The sequence below is a fragment of the Paraburkholderia humisilvae genome (assembly GCF_902859855.1).
Classification (GTDB): domain Bacteria; phylum Pseudomonadota; class Gammaproteobacteria; order Burkholderiales; family Burkholderiaceae; genus Paraburkholderia; species Paraburkholderia humisilvae.
Map to the genome: position 1 here is coordinate 178,040 of NZ_CADIKH010000012.1, position 19,242 is coordinate 197,281.

Below are 19,242 nucleotides of genomic sequence, written 5' to 3' on the forward strand. Positions count from 1 at the left end.
TGCTTCGCGCATGCGCACGGTGTGCGGATCAGTCGCCGTACGGTATCCAGATGTTCTTCACCTGCACGGCCTGGCGCAGCAGCACCGGGCCTTCAGTCGATCGGTCGAACCAGTCGAAGCGGCGGCCGTGGTCGACGAACGTGCGCTTCAGGTTACCGACCGATGCGCGCTCGACCTTCGCCGAATCGCTCGTATCGCCAAAACACCACAGCGCGTCGACGTCATCATGTTTGGCAAGCGCGTCGAGCAACGGACCACGCTCACCTGTGACGATATTCAGCACTCCAGCAGGCACGTCCGATGTTTCCACAACCTGATAAAAATCCGTTGCGGCCAGCGGGCACGCGACACTCGGCAACGCGACCACGCGGTTGCCCATCGCCAGCGCCGGCGCAACCAGCGACACCAACGCGAGCAGCGGCGCCTCATCCGGGCACGCGATGCCGATCACGCCAAGCGGCTCGTGCATCGCGAGCGCGACGCCGCGCAGCGGCGGCGCATGCACCGCGCCATCGAACTTGTCGGCCCACGCCGCGTACGTAAATAGGCGCTTGACCGACGCTTCCACTTCGTTGCGCGCTTGCGCCTCGCTGACACCGGTGCGCGCAACCAGTTGCGCCGCGAATTCGCGCGAGCGCACCGCGAGATTTTCGGCGAGGAAATACAGCACCTGCGCGCGGTTGTGCGCGGTCGTGCCGGACCACTTCTGCGCGCCACGCGCGGCCGCCACCGCGTTACGAATGTCCTTGCGGTTGCCCGCGCCGACCTCGCCCATCAACGCGCCATCCGGCCCGACCACCGGCAGCGAGTAGCCGCTGTCCGGCCGCACCTGCTTGCCACCGACAAACAGCTTCGCGGTGCGGTCCACATTGAACGGGTCGTCCGCATGTATAGCGCCTTCGTCGGCGGTCAGCGCTTCGCTGACGACGCGCTGGCTCGCACGCCGCTGCGGCAGATTAAGCCATGCGTTCGGCTTCAGGTATTCGTAAATGCCCTCCCGCCCGCCTTCGCGGCCATAGCCCGATTCGCGATAGCCGCCGAAGCCGACCGCCGCGTCAAACAGATTGGTCGCATTGACCCACACCACGCCGCACGCAAGACGCGGCGCGATATCGAGCGCCCGCCCAATGGTTTCGCTCCACACGCTCGCGGCCAGTCCGTAGCGCGTGTTGTTCGCGAGCGCAACCGCTTCGTCGGGTGTGCGAAAGCTGATCGTCACCAGCACCGGGCCGAAGATTTCTTCCTGTGCAAGGGTCGACGCAGGGGCGACGCCGGTCACGAGCGTCGGAGGATAAAAGCAGCCTTGTCCCGGCATTTGCGTTTCCGCCGCTTGCCAGACCATGCAACCTTCGCGGCGTCCCGTTTCGACCAGCGCGTGGATGCGCTCGAGCTGCACCGGATCGACGATCGCGCCGATATCGATGCCCTTATCCAGCGACGGGCCGATCCGCAGCGTCGCCATGCGCCGCTTCAGCTTGTCGATAAAGCGGGCCTCGATGCCTTCCTGCACGAGCAGCCGCGAACCGGCGCAGCACACTTGTCCCTGGTTGAACCAGATCGCGTCGACCACGCCTTCCACCGCGCCATCGAGATCCGCATCGTCGAAGACGATAAACGGCGACTTGCCGCCCAGCTCGAGCGTCAGCGATTTGCCGGAGCCGGCGGTGGCCTCGCGAATCAGCCGGCCGACTTCGGTCGAACCGGTGAACGCGATCTTGTCGACATCCGGATGTTCGACCAGCGCGGCACCCGTGCGGCCATCACCGGTCACGACGTTCAGTACACCCGACGGCAGGCCAGCGCGCTGCGCAAGCTCGGCGAACAGCAGCGCGGTCAGTGGCGTGTATTCGGCCGGCTTCAATACCACGCAGTTGCCGGTTGCGAGCGCGGGCGCGATCTTCCACGCGAGCATCAGCAGCGGGAAATTCCACGGCACGATCTGGCCGATCACGCCAAGCGGCGCGTAGTCCGCGAATTCGCTGTCCTGGAGTTGCGCCCAGCCCGCGTGGTGAAGGAAGTGTCGCGCGACGAGCGGAATGTCGATGTCGCGTGTTTCGCGAATCGGCTTGCCGTTATCGAGTGCTTCCAGCACCGCGAATAGCCGGCTGTGCCGCTGCACCATGCGCGCGAGCGCATACAAGTGCCGCGCGCGCCCCGCGCCGCCCAGCGCGCGCCATGCGGGTTGCGCGGTGCGCGCGGCGGCCACCGCCGCGTCGACATCCGTTGCATCGCCTTGTGCGATCTGCGCGAGTGGCTCGCCCGACGCCGGCTCATGCGTCGCGAAACGCTCGCCCGAAGACGGCGCGCGCCACGCGCCGCCAATGAAATGACCGAAGACGCCGCTGTGCTGCGCGAGCCACGCGCGCGCGGGCTGGTCGTCCTCCGGTGCGGGACCGTACTCCATCGATGAAAAATACTCGGCTACGCTCATGAGAATCGGTTTGCTTGCGGATGCAACGTTATGCAACGGGGTGTCGGTTGAAGGCGGAGTAACGGCCGCTCGCGTGATGCTCGAGCTGGCGTTCGATATCGGCGAGCAGACTCGATGCGCCGATGCGGAACAGCGCCGGTTCGAGCCATGCGCGCCCGAGTTCCTCCTTCATCAATATCTGATACAGCAGCGCGGTCTTCGCATCGGAGACGCCGCCAGCCGGCTTGAAGCCGATCAGCACGCCGGTGCGCGCGTGGTATTCGCGAATCATCCGCACCATCACGAGCGATACGTCGAGCGTCGCGTTGACGCCTTCCTTGCCGGTCGAGGTCTTGATGAAATCGGCACCGGCCATCATGCACACCATCGATGCGCGCGCAACGTTCGACAGCGTGCGGATATCGCCCGTCGCGAGAATCGCCTTCAGATGCGCGGCGCCGCACGCGGCGCGAAAATCGCGCACTTCGTCATGAAGCGCACGCCAGTTGCTGGTCAGCACATGCTCGCGCGTCACGACGATGTCGATCTCTTCAGCGCCATCCGCCACCGAAGCCTCGATCTCTTTCAGTTTCAGTTCGTGCGGATTCAGGCCTGCGGGAAAGCCTGTCGACACCGCGGCGACCGGAATGCCGCTGCCACGCAGCGCGTCGACCGCGGCCGCGACGAAACGGTGATACACACAGACCGCGCCGGTCGTGATGCCATGCGGTGCAATACCCAGCTCGGCAAGGATCTCCGCGCGCACCGGCTGGCGCGCTTTCGCGCACAAGCGCCGCACGCGGCCCTCGGTGTCGTCGCCGTTCAGCGTGGTGAGGTCAATGCAGGTGATCGCTTTCAGCAGCCACGCGGCCTGCGCATCTTTCTTGACGGTGCGGCGCGTGCCGAGTGTCGCGGTGCGCCGCTCGACGGCTGACTGATTGACGCGCAGGTCGTCGAACCACGACGCGTCGAACGGGGTGCCGGGATTGCGCGCGGGATGAACGGCCGCGCCGCGCGCAAGCGCAACGATGGAGGAAGACAAGGTGGAAGCTTCAGGCATGAGACGTTCGCGGTTTTGTGCAATGCACAGCAACGGCTGATGGTTTATTCGCAACCAATCGTACGTCAATGAGAGAATCGTAACAAGAGCCGTTACGTTGATTTCATCTCCGATGTGATCGAAAAACCTTGCCGCGCACCTCGAAGTCCCGTCGTATAAGGCTTTCGCGGTGGCGCGCAGGGTCCTCGGGGTTTTCACCTAATACGCCGCGCAGCGTGGCGAAGCGAATGGAACGCAGGGCACATGCGTTGCGGACTGACACGGGCAAAATTGGACGGTTGGCTGCTTTGCAGCCCGCCGATCACGGTATAGCGTCGTTTTCACAAGCGCGCCCGCCAATGCCAGTACACTTTGATATGGACGAATTCAACGGACCCTCCCAGGGTGCGCTTTGTAGCGGTTTTTAATTGGCTTACGGAGAAACGCTCATGGCAAACGACAAAATGCTTGCTCAGATGACTGACAAGCCGGGCTTCATCGCGGCGCTCGATCAGAGCGGCGGCTCGACACCCGGTGCATTGCGGCAATACGGAATTCCGGACGACGCCTATAGCGGCGACGCCGAAATGTTCAAGCTGATGCACGAGATGCGCACGCGCATCATCACCGCGCCCCCGTTCACTGGCGACAAGATCATTGGCGCGATCCTGTTCGAAATGACAATGGACGGCCAGGTGCAAGGCAAGCCGGTGCCGTCGTTTCTATGGGAAGACCGCGGTGTCGTGCCGTTCCTGAAGGTCGACAAAGGCCTCATTGAAGAAGCGGACGGCGTGCGTCTGATGAAACCGATTCCCGGGCTCGACACGCTACTCGAGCGCGCCGTGAAGCTCGGCATCTTCGGCACGAAGATGCGTTCGCTGATCAATCAGAATTCGTCGGCGGGGATCGCCGCGATCGTCAAGCAACAATTTGAGTTCGGCGCGCAGATCGGCAAGCATGGCCTGGTGCCCATTCTGGAACCGGAAGTGTCGATCAAGACCCCGGACAAGGCCGGCGCGGAAAAGATCCTGCTGGCCGAGCTGCACAAGGGCCTCAACGCGTTGCCGGAGACAAGCCGCGTGATGATCAAGCTCACGCTGCCGGAAGTGCCGGACTTTTATCTGCCGCTGATCGAACACCCGCGCGTCGTGCGCGTCGTCGCGCTGTCGGGCGGCTACCCGCTCGACGATGCGTGCGAGCGGCTTGCGTCGAACGACGGCATGATCGCGAGCTTCTCGCGCGCGCTGATCAATGATCTGAAAAAGCCGATGGGCGACAGCGAGTTCAATACGACGCTGTCGAAGGCGATCGACCAGATTTATCAGGCGTCGGTCGTCAAGAACTGAGCGCGTGACCAACCGGCATGGTCGCGTTGCTTGCGCGGAAGCGGGGCCGGTCGTATGACCGCCCCGTTTCTTATCAGCGCTCGCGCAACGTACGGCGCGCGGCGCCGCCTGCCCTTCAGGCGCCGTCGGAATCCTTGACCGGCCTTCGCGCCAACGGTGCGTCCGGTGCGTCCTGCAAGCCGAGCACACCGCCCATCAACACGAAATCGACCAGCGATTTCGACTCCATCTTTTTCATCGCCTGATTGCGGTGAAACTTGGTCGTGTTTTCGCTCAGATTCATCTCGTGCGCAATCTGCCGGTTGCGCAAGCCGTTCACGACGCGCGCCATCACGTGCCGTTCGCGCGGCGTCAGGAGTTCGTAGCGGCGCCGCAACTCCGCAAACGAACGGTCGGCCGCACGGCGCTCTACGTCGCCGGCAAGCGCCTGCGTCACCGCATCGAGCAGGTCCTGATCGCGAAACGGCTTCGCCAGAAAATCGGCGGCGCCCGCCTTCATTGCCCTGACCGACATCGCGATATCGCCATGCGCGGTCACGAATATGATCGGAATCCTCATCTGTTGCGCGGCGATCTGTTGCTGCACGACGAGTCCGCTTTGACCGCGCAATCGCACGTCGAGAACGAGACAGGCGGGCACGTCCGGCATCGGGTACGCAAAGAAATCCTGCGCGCAGGAAAACGTTTCGGCGCTGACGCCAACGGATCTTAGCAACGCCTCAACGGCCTCGCGCACCGACTCGTCATCATCGACGATATACACGATCGCGCCCTCGGCGATCTTCACGGAGCGGCCTGCCGGGTCAATGCGCATGATCGTCTCCGATCGAACACGCGCTATTGCCGGGCGCAACGACAGTGATGAGCTTGCCCATGCTTCTGCTTCATGACTTGGTTGACCAGCATTCACGTGTCGACATGTCGACAGAAAACGTCGAATCAGGACGACGCACATCGCACGAAGAGAGACTGACGCCCCCCGTTCTCGCGCAGATGTTGTCACGTTTTTTCGATGAGTGCCGATGCGGATTCACGGTCATCACTGTGTGGATCGGCATGGGGTTTTTGAATGAAATGGCCGTCCGTAGAATTGCGTTTTGCATCGGTCGAGACAGCCGCCTTTCACGACTGATCAATTGATCGTCATGCTTAGCATGTTCGCTCCGGCTCCTTCGACTATCGAGGATAAGATGGATCTTTCCGCCGTAGAGGCGTTCGTGCGCGCCGCCGAATTCAGAAGTTTCACCACGGCCGCCAAGCAGATGGGCTTGACTGCGTCCGGCGTCAGCAAAGCCGTGACGCGGCTCGAATCGCAAACCGGCGTCGTGCTGCTGCACCGCTCGACCCGAAGTGTCGGGCTCACCGCGGAGGGTGCCGTGTTCTTCGAACGCTGCCGCGAAATCCTCACCGAGCTGCGCAACGCCGAGGCCGCGCTGCTGCAGTCCGCGCAGACGCCGTCAGGCCGCCTGAGAGTCGCCGCACCGATCGCATTCGGCCGGTCGATATTCGTGCCGGCGCTCGGCGAGTTTCAGCGACGTTACCCGGAAGTCGTCGTCGAGGCGAGCTTCTCGGATGCGATCCAGGACATCATCGAAGAGGGCTTCGATATCGCGATTCGCATCGGGGATCTTCCTTCGAACAGGCTGATGGCGCGCGAACTCGGCTCGGCGCACTGGATCGCATGTGCAAGCCCCGCGTACCTGAAGGAGTACGGACGCCCCCACTCGCCTGACGATCTGACCGAGCACCACTGCATTGCACAGATTTCAGCAAGCACCCGGCGTTATCGCGACTGGTGCTTCGCGTCCGGCAACCATGAATGGGCGATACGCGCGGGGGAACACGCGGGGCAGGTGCTCGATCATTGCGATGCGCTGATTGACGCGGCGCTCGCCGACGCGGGCATTGTCTACGTGCATGACTACGCCGCTGACAAATATATGCGGGCGGGTCGGCTCGAACGGGTTCTTCAGGACTACAGCACGCCACGGCGCAGCATTCACCTTCTGTACCCGGCGGTGCGGCAGTTGTCGCCGAAGGTCATGGCCTTTGCGGAATTCGCGCTCGAAATAATGGGCGACTCGCCGTCCGGCTACGCCACCGACGAGGTATCGGATGTGGCCGCGTAGTCCGACGCCAATGCTGGCGCGTCCGGATCGGATTGCGGGTCCAGCCCGTCGTGGTGGCTCGCCGGCCAGCGGTTGCTTGGCCCCCGGATCGCCGGCCGCTCCATCACCACATGCCGGCAAAACCATCTGACCCAGCCGACCAGCGCCAGCAGCACGAGCCCGACCCCGCCGAGCACCGGTTCGCGCAGTGCGACCAAGGCGAGGAACGTGAAGGCACGCGTTCCGGCGAATAGCGCAAAACCCGCGATCGCACCGGACAACGCATCGACGACGCCAAGCGCGCGCGCGAATTTTGCGGCGGACGGCGCGGTAGCGGGCTCATGCATTTCAAGTTCTCCTTGTCAGTTATGGTGGGTCTGCGATCAGGCCACGCCCGGCGCTTCGTCGAGAAAACCGGTCACCGCCCGCAGACGTCCGTCTGCATCGACCTGACCGAAGTCGGAACCCTTGACGATCGAAACACCGTCGGGGGTCGACAGTTCCCACGAAAATCGCAGGCGGTCCGCGAACCCGTCGACGGCCGTCGTACGGCGAAACGTGTGGTGTGGAAAACGCTCATGCACCGCACGGATCATCGCGTCGATACCGTCATGCGCCTGTGCCGATAGCAGCGGGTCGACGTAGGTCGCATCGCTTGCCCACGTCTTTTCAATGAGCACCTGGCGGCGGCGCGAGTCGGTTTCGTTCCAGATGTCGAAATAGCGGTCGATCAAAGCGGTATGCGCGGTCATCACAGACTCCTTCAGTGGAATGGGATTCGGTCGAGCCCTGCACGCGGGTGTCGAGTCGCGGCAAGCTCTGACTGAAGGTTCTGCGATGCGCAGCCGAAAGTCGATTACGTGCGAGGTAATGGGTTCGCACCGCGAAGCGGCGCGGGTTCGACAAACCCCTCGCACTGCATAAGGACGGCAGATCGAAACAGCCTACGCGTACTAAACACCCGTACGAACGGATGTATTCCGACCGCCGCGCAACGCGACGAGGCAACCACGCGGCGAAAGCTCAACGAACCCGAGGCGATTCGGTCTTCGCGATTGGAGTCATGGCGCTGGCGGGCGAAGCCCGATTTCGCATCCGAGATTACCTCTGAGGTAATGGATTCCTCGCGTGCATTGGCTATCATCGGCGACATGGACACGTACACGACCTCCGCTGGCGAGCGCGCCGCACCGATGAGCCGCCCGGTCGGCGACCTGCTGCGCGAATGGCGGCAACGCCGCCGGATGAGCCAGTTGCTGCTCGCCTCCGAAGCGGAGATCTCGACGCGCCATTTGAGCTTTGTTGAATCGGGCCGCGCAACGCCGAGCCGCGAAATGATCATGCATCTGGCCGAGCGGCTCGACGTGCCGTTGCGGGCGCGCAATGCGCTGCTGGTCGCGGCCGGCTACGCGCCGCTCTTTCGCGAACGGCCGCTGTCCGACCCGCAACTGGACGCCGCGCGCGAAGCGGTCGATCGCGTGTTGAAGGGACACGAACCCTATCCGGCCGTCGCCGTCGACCGGCACTGGACGATCGTCGCGGCGAACCGCGCGCTCGCGCCACTCATTGCGCCCGCGCAGCCGGCGTTGCTCGAGCCTCCCGTCAATGCGCTGCGCTTGAGTCTGCATCCCGACGGCCTCGCGTCGTCGATCCTCAACTGGCATACGTGGCGTGCGCACCTGCTCGCGCGGCTGCAGCGTCAAATAGAAGTGAGCGGCGACGCCACGCTGGCGGCCCTGCACGAGGAGCTGGCCCGCTACCCGGCGCCCGCCGGCGCGCCTGGCGCCGCGCCCGACGACAGCACGCCGCTCAACCAGATTGCCGTGCCGCTGCGGCTCTCTACACCGCACGGTGCGCTGTCCTTCTACAGCACGACCACCGTGTTTGGCACACCGGTCGACGTGACGCTGTCCGAACTTGCAATCGAAGCGTTCTTCCCGGCCGATCAGCAGACCGCCGACACCTTGCGCCGGCTCGCCGCAACCCAAGCCATGGCGGGCGCTGACGGCGCTCAGGCCTAGCTCGGCCCGTAGCGCCCCGCCGCCGGGGAAGGCTGCTCAGTTACATCTTTTGATGAGAATCCATCCCTGTTTTGACCAGGTGGCGGCGCGGCGCGCTGACCGGTTACAAATGCCCGTGCACCTGTTACATCCAAAGCGCATAGTCGTTACAAATGGGCCTTTCACGCAAGCTCCGGAATGCGCGCAGTTTTTACCGCGAAACGCAATCCCTTGCTTTTCCCTTTCTTAAAAGAATTTGTACCGCCGCATCTCACGAGATGTCTTCGCCCACACCTGCAAAATTTTCCTCGATCCTTGTGCGACAACGCTTTCAGCGAACTTTGCCAGGGCTGTTATTGATTGGCGAATGACTATTACGCCATTGTGAAAAACTTACCGGAATTACGTCGGCTTTTTGAGACATTTTTTTGAGAAAGAGATTGCTTTTCGCAAAACGACTTCATACAATTCGCTCCGGGCTGTTACGAAATGTAACCAGCTGTATCAAAGAGTCGCCAGTTGTTTCAGAGCGATGGGCGCGACCGGAGCAAACGTTTCCGGCGACGCAACAAGACCATAACGGCTCTTCAAGGCCGGCAAACAATCGGGGCTTCGGGAAACGAAAAAATGGACCGTAGCAGCGAGACGCTGGATTCAATCCGCGAGATCAACCTGTCGTACATCATGCTTGCGCAACGCATGTTGCGCGAGGACAAGCCAGTCGGCATGTTCCGGCTGGGTCTGTCGTCGGAATTGGCCGACTTGCTTGCCGGTCTGTCTCTCGCGCAGATCGTCAAGCTGGCCTCTTCCGACCAGCTTTTATGCTTTTTCCGCTTCAACGATCACACGATGCTGTCGGCGTTGACGCAAACGGCGAAGCATGCGGAAGTCGCTTCGACGCACGCGGCGATTCTGCTTGCCGGCCAGCCTGCAGAGCAGTTCGCCTAACCGAGGAACTGTCATGCTCAAGCGAAGCTTGACCGAAGACGCGCAGGAAGTGTTTCGCGCGATCGCGCTGATCGAACTCGGCGCGCGCATGCAGGTACTGGAAAGCGAACTGACGCTGTCCCGCGACCGCATGATCCGGCTGTACCGCGAGGTGAAGGGCGCGTCGCCGCCGAAAGGCATGCTGCCGTTCTCAGCCGACTGGTACATGACGTGGCTCGCGAACATCCACGCGTCGCTGTTCTATAACACCTACCTGTTTCTGAAGAACGAGGCGCGCTGCTCGCACCTCGACGCGCTGACGAAGGGCTACCGGCTCTATCTCGAGCATTGCCGGCACGCGCAAAGCGAACCGGTGCTGGATCTGACGCGTGCCTGGACGCTCGTGCGTTTCTTCGACGCGAGCATTCTGCAACTGACGCGCTGCTGCCGCTGCAGTGGCAAGTTTGTCGCGCACAAGCATGACCTGCAGCATAACGTCGTGTGCGGCGCCTGCCAGCCGCCATCGCGCGCGGGCAAAACGAAGAAGGCAGCCGCCGCGAAGGTCGAACCGCAAGTGCCGCAGGTTGCCGAGCCGGTTACCGAAATCGAAATCGAGCTGGACACCGCTATCGCTCTGGTCGCCGCCTGACCGATCCCCCTGTTGCCGGTGCGCTGCGGCGCACCGGTTGCACCGAGCCGGTTTCCTCGCGTCAGTTGCCTCGCCTTTATACCCACCCCACCGTCTGAAACACGAGCCACACGTTCGCGGCACTGATCACGACAAACAGCGCCCACGCGAGGAGTCGTGTCGGCAGGCGGTTCGCGAACTCGCCCATCAGCGCACGATCGTCCGTCATCCGGATCAGCGGGTACAGCGCAAACGGCAATTGCAGGCTCAGTACGACCTGGCTTGCGACCAGCAACTCACCCACCGCGCCATTACCCAACATCTGGATGCCGATCAACGCGGGGATCAGCGCGAGCGCGCGCGTGATCAGCCGGCGCTGCCAGCATGGGATATTGAGGTTGAGAAAGCCTTCCATGATCACCTGGCCTGCGACCGTGCCGGTGAATGTGGAGCTTTGCCCGGACGCGAGCAGCGCCACCGCGAACAGAATGGCCGCGAAACCCGTGCCGACGATCGGCGCAAGCAGCTTGTACGCGTTCTCGATGTCGGTCACCTGGTCGTGGCCCGTCGCATGAAACGCGGCGGCGGCGAGAATCAGGATGGCCGCGTTGATCAGCAGCGCGATCAGCAGCGACGCGATCGTGTCGATCCGCGACATCGAGATCGCCGAGCCGATACCCCGCGAATTGCGCTTGACCGCGCGGGTTTGCACGACAGACGAATGCAGATACAGGTTGTGCGGCATCACCGTCGCGCCGAGAATGCCGATCGCGAGATACAGCGGCTCACGGCCGCTGACCACTTGCAGCGATGGCACGAGGCCATGCGCCACTTCCGACCAGACCGGCTTCACCAGAATGAGCTCGATGACATAGCCGATGCCTATCGTCGCGATAAGCCCGAGGATGATCGCCTCGAGATCGCGAAACTTCTTGCCCTGCAGACCCAACACGATCAGCGTATCGAGCGCGGTAAGCAGCACGCCGGAGGTCAGCGATATTTTGAACAGCAGATGAAACGCGAGCGCGCCGCCGAGCACTTCGGCGAGGTCGCATGCAACGATCGAGAGTTCAGCGAGCACCCACTGGCCGCGCACGACGCGTGGCGAATAGCGGTCCCGCGACAGTTGGGCGAGATCTTTGCCGGTTGCGATGCCAAGTCGCATGCTCAGGCACTGCAGCACCATCGCCGCGAGGCTGGACAGCACGACCACGAACAGCAGGCTATAGCCGTAACGCGAGCCGGCTTCGATATCGGTCGCCCAGTTGCCGGGGTCCATGTAGCCGATCGATACCAGCAGGCCGGGACCCGCAAACTGCAGTATCCGTTTCCAGAACGGCGCGCCGGGCGTGACGGCAACGGAGCCCTGGACTTCCGCCGGGCAAAACGGCGCTGTCGCCGTTGTCGGTAGTTTGAACTGCAAGCCGGAGACCCTCGAGTTGATTGAAGCCGAGCCGCACTACGAGGCCGTGCGCCGCCGACTCCCTCAAGTGTACAAAGAAACGTCCGGCAATGTCCCTTCGAGCGCGTAACGCCCGATGTCGCGAATGCGGTAGTCGAGCGGGTCGTGCAGCGTATGCACGCGCGCGTTGCGCCAGAAGCGGTCCAGCGCCAGCGGTGCGCCGGTCGCGCGGGCGCCGCATGCGTCGAACAGCGCTTCGCTCACGTCGAGCGCGGCACGATGTGCGAACACCTTCGCTTCGGAAGTGGCGAGCGCGACATGCGCGCGCGCTTGCGCATCGAGCTCGAAGCCCTGCTGCCACGCGTCGTCGAGTACACGGGCCGCGCGGTCGGCCATCGCTTCGGCGCCGATCGCCTTCAGGCGCATCTCGCCGAAGCGCTGCACCTGGTAGGGATCGTCGGCGGCGCGCGCCACGCCGGCGGTAATCCACGGGCGTCCGTGCTGCATCAGATAGCGGCGCGCCTCATCCAGCGCACCGGCGGCAATACCGACGAACAGATTGGTCAGCACCAGTTGCGAAACGAGCGTGCGCAGAGTCGCGCGCGGCGCCTCCGAGCGCTGCAGCACTTCGTGCGGCTCGAGGCGCACATGGTCGAACGACACGCTACCGCTATCCGTCTGGCGCTGGCCGATCGGGTCCCAGTCATCGTGGACCGTGATGCCCGCGCGCGTGGTCGGCACCACGCCGAACACCGGTTTGCCCGCCGCCGTATCGTGCGCGGACACGGTCATCATCTGCGAGCCGCGCGTGCCGGAACAGAAGCCCTTCGCGCCGTCGAGGCGGTAACCGCCATCGGTCGTTGCGGTCGCAACCAGACGCGTATCGAGCGGATTCACCGCATTGCCCCACCACCAGCGGTTTTCAACGGTGCCGCCCAGATAGCGGGAGCGCTGCTCGTCCGTGCCCCAGACGTCGACGCTCACCACCTGCAGACATTGAAAACCAAGCAGATGCGCAAGTGCGCTGTCGACGCTCGCGATCGCACGAATGGTCTCGTAGATGTCGCGCCAGCGTGCGCCGGCGCCGCCGAATTCGCGCGGCACCGCAAGGGTCAGCAGGCCTGCGTCAGCGATCCATTGTTTTTCGCGCGCCGCGTGGCCGCCGGCGCGATCGCGCTGCGCGGCGGTTGCGCGCAGTGCCTCGATAAGCGCGGGCAAATCATGCACGGGCGGATGCGCGTCATGAGGGTCGAGCGCGCGGCCTTGTGAGTCGTTCATGCTGTCTCCAGCGGTATCCGTCGAGCCGACAGTCTAGCCGGATCGCGGGATACCTGCGGAGACAGCGGCGCCCGATCGCGCCGAAACTACTGCTTCGCCACCTGCTGCTGTGCGTCGCTCATGCCGACCGCTGTCGCATCGTCAGCCTTCAGATCGCCCCAACCGCCGCCGAGCGCACGAATCAGATTGACGGTCGCGACTGCCTGCACGGCCGTGAGCTGGCTGGCCTGCAGTTGCGTCTGCAATACCTGCCGCTCCGCATCGATCACATCGAGATATGCAATCTGCCCTTCCTTATACTGCGTGGCCGACAGATGCGAGGACCGTTGCGACGCATTCACCGCTTCGTTTTCCTGCTGGATCTGATCGTCGAGCAGACGCAGGTCCGACAGATTGTCTTCGACTTCGCGGAATGCCTGCAGCACCTGCTGGCGATACTGCGCGACATCTTCGTCGTACTTCGCACGAGCCTGATTTACACCAGCGCGGCGGCGTCCGCCGTCGAACAGCGGCATGGTCAGCGCGGTGCCGGCAAACGGCCCGAGCAGGAACGCGCGGCTCGACCAGTGGAACAGATCGGCCAGCGTCCCCGCCTCGAAACCGCCCGCGGCCGTGATGTCGAGCTGCGGGAAATACGCGGACTTCGCCAGACCGACGCGCGCATTCGCCGCGGCCATCGCGCGTTCAGCCGCCGCAATGTCCGGGCGGCGCTCGAGCAGCGCGGACGGCAAGCCCGCCGGTACGCGCACGGTCACCGGCACGAGCGGCGTCGCGGGGAACGAGAAATCGGCCGGCGCCTTGCCAAGCAAAATGGCGAGGCTATGCTCGGAGATCGCACGCTGACGCGCAACGCCGACCGCGTCCGCTCGCGCGCTCGCGAGTTCGTTTTTTGCGCGCGACAGATCGAGCTCGCTGATTTCCCCTTCGTCAAAGCGTTGCTGGACCAGTTTCAGCGAATCCTCACGCAACGCGACGGTCTGACGGAACAGGTCGACTTGCGTATCGAACTCGCGCAGCTGAAAGAAGTTCTGCGCGACGTCGGCCTGCAGCGCAAGCTGTACCGAGCGGAACAGCGCCTCGCTTTGCTGCGCGTCGGCCTGCGTCGCGTGAACATTCGAGCTGATGCGCCCGAACAGATCCACCTCATACGACGCGGTCGCCTGCGCGCGCCACAAGGTTTGCGCCGGCACGTTCGCATTCGGCGGCAGGAATTGCGACGCCGGCGACAGGCGCTGACGCGTCGGGCCGAAGCCCGCGTCGATCGTCGGATACCAGTCGGAGCGCGCGTTCTGCACCAGTGCGCGCGACTGCTGCACGCGCGCCGCGGCCGCCTTCAGATCCTGGTTCGCGTCGGCCGCCTGCTGTTCGAGGGTATCGAGCGCCGGGTCGCCGAAAATCTTCCACCACTCGCCGCGATGCGCGGCGTCGGCCGGCTCGGCGGTTTTCCACGTTCCGGCGTCCTTCGCGTCGAGCGCCGGGGCTTCCTTGAATGCAGTCGGCGTCGGCGCGTCCGGCCGCTTGTAGGTCGGCTCGACCGAGCACGCCGCAAGCAGCATCAGCAGCAGTGCGCTGGCTGCCGCGCGGCCCAGGCCGCGCATCGTTTGGTCTTTTTCCATATTCCCGTCCTTATGCATCGGTTGTTTGTGCAACCAGATGCGGCGCATCTTTCTGTGCAACGTGAATCTTGCCGCCCGCCATCAGACGCAGCACCACATAGAACACCGGTGTCAGCATCAGGCCGAACAGCGTCACGCCGAGCATCCCGAAGAACACAGCGATACCCATCGCATGGCGCATCTCCGAACCCGCGCCGGACGACAGGACGAGCGGCACCACCCCCATGATGAACGCGATCGACGTCATCAGAATCGGCCGCAAACGCAAGCGGCTGGCTTCGATTGCCGCCGCGAGCGGCGTGCGTCCGTCGTGTTCCAGCTCGCGCGCGAACTCGACAATCAGAATCGCGTTCTTCGACGCGAGGCCCACCAGCACCATCAGACCGATCTGCGTAAAGATGTTGTTGTCGCCCTGCGTGAGCCACACACCGGTCAACGCGGACAGCACGCTCATCGGCACGATCAGGATCACCGCGAGCGGCAGCGTCAGGCTTTCGTACAGCGCCGCGAGCACGAGGAACACGAGCAGCACGCTGATCGGGAACACCCATAGCCCCGCATTACCCACGAGAATCTGCTGATACGTGAGGTCGGTCCATTCGAGCTTCACGCCGCGCGGCAACACCTGCGCCGCGACGCGTTCAGCCGCCGCCTGCGCCTCACCCGACGAATAGCCCGGCGCCGGGCCGCCGTTGATGTCCGCCGCCGTGTAGCCGTTGTAGCGGACCACCATCTCCGGCCCGAAGGTCGGTGTCACCCTGACGAGCGACGACAGCGGCACCATGTCGCCGTTCGCATTGCGCGTCTTCAACTGGCCGATGTCCTCGGCGTTCGCGCGAAACGGCGCATCCGCCTGCACCCGCACCTGATACACCCGGCCGAAGCGGTTGAAGTCGTTCACGTACAGCGAGCCCAGATAGATCTGCATCGTGTTGAACACATCGGTCACCGCGACCCCGAGCTGCTTCGCCTTCACCCGGTCCAGATCGACGTTCAATTGCGGCACGTTGATCTGATAGCTCGAGAACGTCGGGCCGAGTTCCGGCGTTTGCGCGGCTTTCTTCACAAACGCCTCGGCCGCGTCATTCAGCGCCGCATAGCCGACCGAACCGTGATCTTCCAGCTGCATCTTGAAGCCGCCGAGCGTGCCGAGACCCAGCACCGGCGGCGGCGGGAACACGGCGACAAACGAGTCCTTGATCGTGCTGTACTGCTGGTTCAGCGCGCCCGCGATCGTGCCGGCGGCCAGTGCCTTGCCCTTGCGCTCGCTGAACGGCTTGAGCGTCACGAACACGATGCCCGCGCTCGAGCTATTCGTGAAGCCATTCACCGACAGCCCCGGGAACGCGACCGCACTCTCGACCCCCGGCTGCTTCAGCGCGATCGCGCTCATATCGCGAATCACCTTCTCGGTGCGGTCAAGCGATGCACCGTTCGGCAGCTGCGCAAACGCGATCAGGTATTCCTTGTCCTGCGCGGGCACGAAGCCACCTGGCACAGCGCGATAGACGACCGCCGTCAGCGCGAGCAATACCGCATAGACGACGAGCATCAGGCCCTTGTGACGCAGCACGCCCGTCACGCCCTTGCCGTACGCCTCGGAACCGCGATGAAACACCTTGTTGAAGCCCCGGAAGAAACCGCCGAACACCCGGTTCATCGCACGCGTGAGCCAGTCTTCCTTCTCGTCGTGGCCGCGCAGCAGCATCGCCGACAGCGCCGGCGACAACGTTAGCGAGTTGAACGCGGAGATCACCGTCGAAATCGCGATAGTCATCGCGAACTGCTTGTAGAACTGGCCGGTCAGGCCGGTCATGAACGCAAGCGGCACGAACACCGCGACCAGCGTGAGCGCGATCGCGATAATCGGCCCGCTCACTTCCTGCATCGCCTTATAGGTGGCTTCGCGCGCGGTCAACCCGCGTTCGATGTTCCGCTCGACGTTTTCCACCACCACGATCGCATCGTCGACCACGATACCGATCGCGAGCACCATGCCGAACAGCGATAGCGCGTTGATCGAGAAGCCGAACGCGAGCAGCAGCGAGAACGTACCGATGATCGACACCGGCACCGCGATCAGCGGAATGATCGACGCACGCCACGTTTGCAGGAACACGATCACGACGATCACCACCAGCGCGATCGCTTCGAGCAGCGTGTGAATGACGGCTTCGATACTCGAACGCACGAACTGCGTCGGGTCGTAGACGATCTTGTACTGCACGCCTGCCGGCATATCGGCGGCGAGTTCCTTCATCGTCTTGCGCACTTCATCGGAGATCTGCAGCGAATTCGCACCCGGCGACTGGTTGATGGCGAGCGCAACCGCCGGCTTGTTGTCGAGCAGCGAGCGCAGCCCATATTCCGACGCCGCGAGCTCGACCCGCGCGATATCGTGCAGGTACGTGACAGCTCCATCGGGCGCGGTCTTCACGACGATATCGCCGAACTCGCTCTCGGTCTTCAGGCGCCCGCGCGCGTTCACAAGCAGTTGCAGCTGCGTGCCCGGCACCGAGGGCGATGCGCCGATCACGCCGGCCGCGACCTGAATGTTCTGCTCGCGAATCGCGTTGACCACTTCCGTTGCGGTCAGATTGCGTTGCGCGACCTTGGTCGGATCGAGCCACACGCGCATTGCGTAGTCACCCGCGCCCCACAACTGCACTTCACCGACGCCGCGAATCCGCTGCAGCCGGTCGCGCACGTTCAGCAACGCGTAGTTGCGCAGATACGTCATGTCGTAACGGTCGTTCGGCGAGATCAGGTGCACCACCATCGTCAGCGTCGGCGAACTCTTGATGGTCGTCACGCCCAGACGCTGCACGTCTTCCGGCAAACGCGGCAAGGCCTGATTCACGCGGTTCTGCACGAGCTGCGTCGCGAGGTCCGGGTTGGTGCCAAGCGCGAACGTCACCGTCAGCGTCAGGTTGCCGTCGCTATTGGCCTGCGACTGCATGTACAGCATGTTCTCGACGCCGTTGATCTGCTCTTCGAGCGGCGACGCAACGGCCTCGGCGATCACCTTCGGATTCGCGCCGGGATACTGCGCCTTCACGACCACCGAAGGCGGCACGACTTCCGGGTACTCGGAGATCGGCAACTGAAACAGCGCGATCACGCCTGCCAGCAGAATCAGGACCGACAGCACACCCGCAAAAATGGGCCGGTCGATAAAAAACTTGGATATGTTCATGGGAGGCTCTGTTTATTGAGGCGGATGCGCACCGCTGGGGTGCGCCGCGCGAGCATCACGAATTGTTTTGCGCGTTCGTGCGTGCAGGCTGACCTTGCGCCACCGACGAATCGTCCGGGTTGCCATCGCCGCCCGTCATCGGCACCATGTGCGCCTTCACCTGTTCGCCCGGACGCACGCGCTGCGTGCCGTTCACGACGATCCGCTCGCCGTTCTGCAGGCCGCCCGTGACAACACGCAGGTTGCCTTGCAGATGACCGAGCTGCACTTCGCGATAGACCACGTGATTGTTCTTGTCGACCACCAGCACGTATTTCTTGTCCTGGTCGGTGCCGACCGCGGCATCGTCGATCAGCAGCGCCGGATGCGGGGTACTGCCGCCTACCTTGACGCGTGCGTACAGACCCGGCACCAGCGTGCCATCAGCGTTGTCGAAGCGCGCGCGCACGCGGATCGTGCCCGACGACGTATCGAGACGGTTGTCGACCGAATCGATCACACCCGAACGCGAGTAACCCGTTTCGTTCGCGAGGCCCAGTTCGACCGGCACCTTGCCGCTGTTCTTCACCTGGCTGATGTATTGCAGGTAGGTCTGCTCGTCCGCATCGAACGACGCATAGATTGGCGAGACCGATACCAGTGTGGTCAGTGCCGGCGCGCCCGCACCCGCGCTCACCACATTGCCGAGCGTGATTTCGGCGCGCGACACGCGGCCCGACACCGGCGCGCTCACCTTCGTATAGCCGAGGTTGATCTGCGCGGCTTCCAGCGCCGCTTGCGCGGCCTTCACGTTGGCATCGGCCGAGCGCGCGGCATTCTGCTTCTCCTCGTAGTCACGTTTTGCGATCGCGTTGTCGCCGATCAGCCGCTGCGCGCGTTCCCAATCGGTCTGCGCGTAGAGGCGCTGCGCCTGCGCGGCGGCCACTTGCGCGGCCGCGCGATCGACTTCCGCCTGGTACGGACGCGGGTCGATCACAAACAGCACATCGCCTTTCTTCACGAGTGCGCCGTCCTTGAAGTTAACCGCGACGATCGTACCCGGCACCTGCGGACGAATGTCGACCTTATCGATCGCCTCGAGACGGCCGGAATACGACTGCCAGTCTGTAATCGTTTTCTGCACGACGGCGGCAACGTCGACTTCGGTCAGCGGAGCGGGCGCCGCCGCGGACTCGGAACGCGCATCGACGCGCATCGCGCCGAGCGTGCCGAGTCCGGCGATAACAACAACCGCGGCGGCGGCGAGCGCCAGCCTGGAACGCTTGAGATGAAGCAATGACATGACGGACTCC

At 63.7% G+C, this 19,242-nt stretch carries 15 protein-coding genes; 5 read left to right on the forward strand and 10 right to left on the reverse strand.

Annotation, left to right across the window (positions count from 1 at the left end; translation table 11 throughout):
- Positions 1-28: 28 nt before the first annotated feature.
- Together HV796_RS15085 and deoC are read right to left on the reverse strand one after the other, a co-directional pair.
- Positions 29-2,431, reverse strand: coding sequence for an aldehyde dehydrogenase family protein (locus tag HV796_RS15085; RefSeq protein ID WP_175227305.1), 2,403 nt, complete (start codon positions 2,429-2,431; stop codon positions 29-31).
- 28 nt (positions 2,432-2,459) lie between these two features.
- Complete coding sequence (gene deoC, locus HV796_RS15090; RefSeq protein WP_175227306.1) at positions 2,460-3,470, reverse strand: deoxyribose-phosphate aldolase; 1,011 nt, start codon at positions 3,468-3,470, stop codon at positions 2,460-2,462.
- 428 nt (positions 3,471-3,898) lie between these two features.
- On the opposite strand from deoC, the gene HV796_RS15095 reads away from it, so the two are divergent.
- Positions 3,899-4,795 (forward strand): fructose bisphosphate aldolase, encoded by an 897-nt coding sequence (locus tag HV796_RS15095; RefSeq protein WP_175227307.1) that lies wholly within the window; start codon positions 3,899-3,901, stop codon positions 4,793-4,795.
- Positions 4,796-4,910: 115 nt separating this feature from the next.
- On the opposite strand, the gene HV796_RS15100 is transcribed toward HV796_RS15095, so the two are convergent.
- Positions 4,911-5,609, reverse strand: a complete 699-nt coding sequence (locus HV796_RS15100; RefSeq protein ID WP_175227308.1) for a response regulator transcription factor — start codon at positions 5,607-5,609, stop codon at positions 4,911-4,913.
- A 376-nt stretch (positions 5,610-5,985) separates the two neighbouring features.
- On the opposite strand from HV796_RS15100, the gene HV796_RS15105 reads away from it, so the two are divergent.
- Entirely contained in the window at positions 5,986-6,924 is a 939-nt protein-coding gene (locus tag HV796_RS15105) for a LysR family transcriptional regulator (protein ID WP_175227309.1), read from the forward strand.
- On the opposite strand, the gene HV796_RS44150 is transcribed toward HV796_RS15105, so the two are convergent.
- Both HV796_RS44150 and HV796_RS15115 read right to left on the reverse strand, forming a co-directional pair.
- Entirely contained in the window at positions 6,888-7,250 is a 363-nt protein-coding gene (locus HV796_RS44150; protein WP_246355874.1) for a hypothetical protein, read from the reverse strand. The genes HV796_RS15105 and HV796_RS44150 overlap by 37 nt on opposite strands.
- A 36-nt stretch (positions 7,251-7,286) precedes the next feature.
- On the reverse strand, positions 7,287-7,655 hold the full coding sequence (locus HV796_RS15115) for a nuclear transport factor 2 family protein (RefSeq protein WP_175227310.1): 369 nt from the start codon (positions 7,653-7,655) through the stop codon (positions 7,287-7,289).
- A 399-nt stretch (positions 7,656-8,054) separates the two neighbouring features.
- Between HV796_RS15115 and HV796_RS15120 the strand changes: the two genes are divergently transcribed.
- The 3 genes from HV796_RS15120 (at position 8,055) to flhC (ending at position 10,479) form a co-directional block, all read left to right on the forward strand.
- Positions 8,055-8,924: a helix-turn-helix domain-containing protein gene (locus HV796_RS15120; protein WP_446687025.1), complete on the forward strand. Its 870-nt coding sequence runs from the start codon at positions 8,055-8,057 to the stop codon at positions 8,922-8,924.
- Between the two features lie 606 nt (positions 8,925-9,530).
- The gene (flhD, locus tag HV796_RS15125; protein WP_134190201.1) at positions 9,531-9,851 is read left to right on the forward strand and encodes a flagellar transcriptional regulator FlhD; all 321 of its coding nucleotides are present in this window, start codon (positions 9,531-9,533) and stop codon (positions 9,849-9,851) included.
- 13 nt (positions 9,852-9,864) lie between these two features.
- A complete protein-coding gene (gene flhC, locus HV796_RS15130) occupies positions 9,865-10,479 on the forward strand; it encodes a flagellar transcriptional regulator FlhC (RefSeq protein WP_175227312.1) in 615 nt (204 codons plus the stop codon).
- A 76-nt stretch (positions 10,480-10,555) separates the two neighbouring features.
- On the opposite strand, the gene HV796_RS15135 is transcribed toward flhC, so the two are convergent.
- The 5 genes from HV796_RS15135 to HV796_RS15155 form a co-directional block, all read right to left on the reverse strand.
- Complete coding sequence (locus HV796_RS15135) at positions 10,556-11,881, reverse strand: Nramp family divalent metal transporter (protein ID WP_175227313.1); 1,326 nt, start codon at positions 11,879-11,881, stop codon at positions 10,556-10,558.
- 63 nt (positions 11,882-11,944) lie between these two features.
- Complete coding sequence (locus HV796_RS15140) at positions 11,945-13,138, reverse strand: acyl-CoA dehydrogenase family protein (RefSeq protein WP_175227314.1); 1,194 nt, start codon at positions 13,136-13,138, stop codon at positions 11,945-11,947.
- A gap of 86 nt (positions 13,139-13,224) precedes the next feature.
- Positions 13,225-14,754: an efflux transporter outer membrane subunit gene (locus tag HV796_RS15145; protein ID WP_175227315.1), complete on the reverse strand. Its 1,530-nt coding sequence runs from the start codon at positions 14,752-14,754 to the stop codon at positions 13,225-13,227.
- A 10-nt stretch (positions 14,755-14,764) separates the two neighbouring features.
- Positions 14,765-17,950: an efflux RND transporter permease subunit gene (locus HV796_RS15150; protein ID WP_175227316.1), complete on the reverse strand. Its 3,186-nt coding sequence runs from the start codon at positions 17,948-17,950 to the stop codon at positions 14,765-14,767.
- Between the two features lie 55 nt (positions 17,951-18,005).
- Complete coding sequence (locus HV796_RS15155) at positions 18,006-19,232, reverse strand: efflux RND transporter periplasmic adaptor subunit (protein ID WP_175227317.1); 1,227 nt, start codon at positions 19,230-19,232, stop codon at positions 18,006-18,008.
- Positions 19,233-19,242 lie beyond the last annotated feature (10 nt).

Excerpts from the sequence above, each read along its gene's own strand:
- HV796_RS15085 (WP_175227305.1), bottom strand. The coding sequence starts at position 2,431 with ATGAGCGTAGCCGAGTATTTTTCATCGATGGAGTACGGTCCCGCACCG.
- deoC (WP_175227306.1), bottom strand. The coding sequence starts at position 3,470 with ATGCCTGAAGCTTCCACCTTGTCTTCCTCCATCGTTGCGCTTGCGCGC.
- HV796_RS15095 (WP_175227307.1), top strand. The coding sequence starts at position 3,899 with ATGGCAAACGACAAAATGCTTGCTCAGATGACTGACAAGCCGGGCTTC.
- HV796_RS15100 (WP_175227308.1), bottom strand. The coding sequence starts at position 5,609 with ATGCGCATTGACCCGGCAGGCCGCTCCGTGAAGATCGCCGAGGGCGCG.
- HV796_RS15105 (WP_175227309.1), top strand. The coding sequence starts at position 5,986 with ATGGATCTTTCCGCCGTAGAGGCGTTCGTGCGCGCCGCCGAATTCAGA.
- HV796_RS44150 (WP_246355874.1), bottom strand. The coding sequence starts at position 7,250 with ATGCATGAGCCCGCTACCGCGCCGTCCGCCGCAAAATTCGCGCGCGCG.
- HV796_RS15115 (WP_175227310.1), bottom strand. The coding sequence starts at position 7,655 with ATGACCGCGCATACCGCTTTGATCGACCGCTATTTCGACATCTGGAAC.
- HV796_RS15120 (WP_446687025.1), top strand. The coding sequence starts at position 8,055 with ATGGACACGTACACGACCTCCGCTGGCGAGCGCGCCGCACCGATGAGC.
- flhD (WP_134190201.1), top strand. The coding sequence starts at position 9,531 with ATGGACCGTAGCAGCGAGACGCTGGATTCAATCCGCGAGATCAACCTG.
- flhC (WP_175227312.1), top strand. The coding sequence starts at position 9,865 with ATGCTCAAGCGAAGCTTGACCGAAGACGCGCAGGAAGTGTTTCGCGCG.
- HV796_RS15140 (WP_175227314.1), bottom strand. The coding sequence starts at position 13,138 with ATGAACGACTCACAAGGCCGCGCGCTCGACCCTCATGACGCGCATCCG.
- HV796_RS15145 (WP_175227315.1), bottom strand. The coding sequence starts at position 14,754 with ATGGAAAAAGACCAAACGATGCGCGGCCTGGGCCGCGCGGCAGCCAGC.
- HV796_RS15150 (WP_175227316.1), bottom strand. The coding sequence starts at position 17,950 with ATGAACATATCCAAGTTTTTTATCGACCGGCCCATTTTTGCGGGTGTG.
- HV796_RS15155 (WP_175227317.1), bottom strand. The coding sequence starts at position 19,232 with ATGTCATTGCTTCATCTCAAGCGTTCCAGGCTGGCGCTCGCCGCCGCC.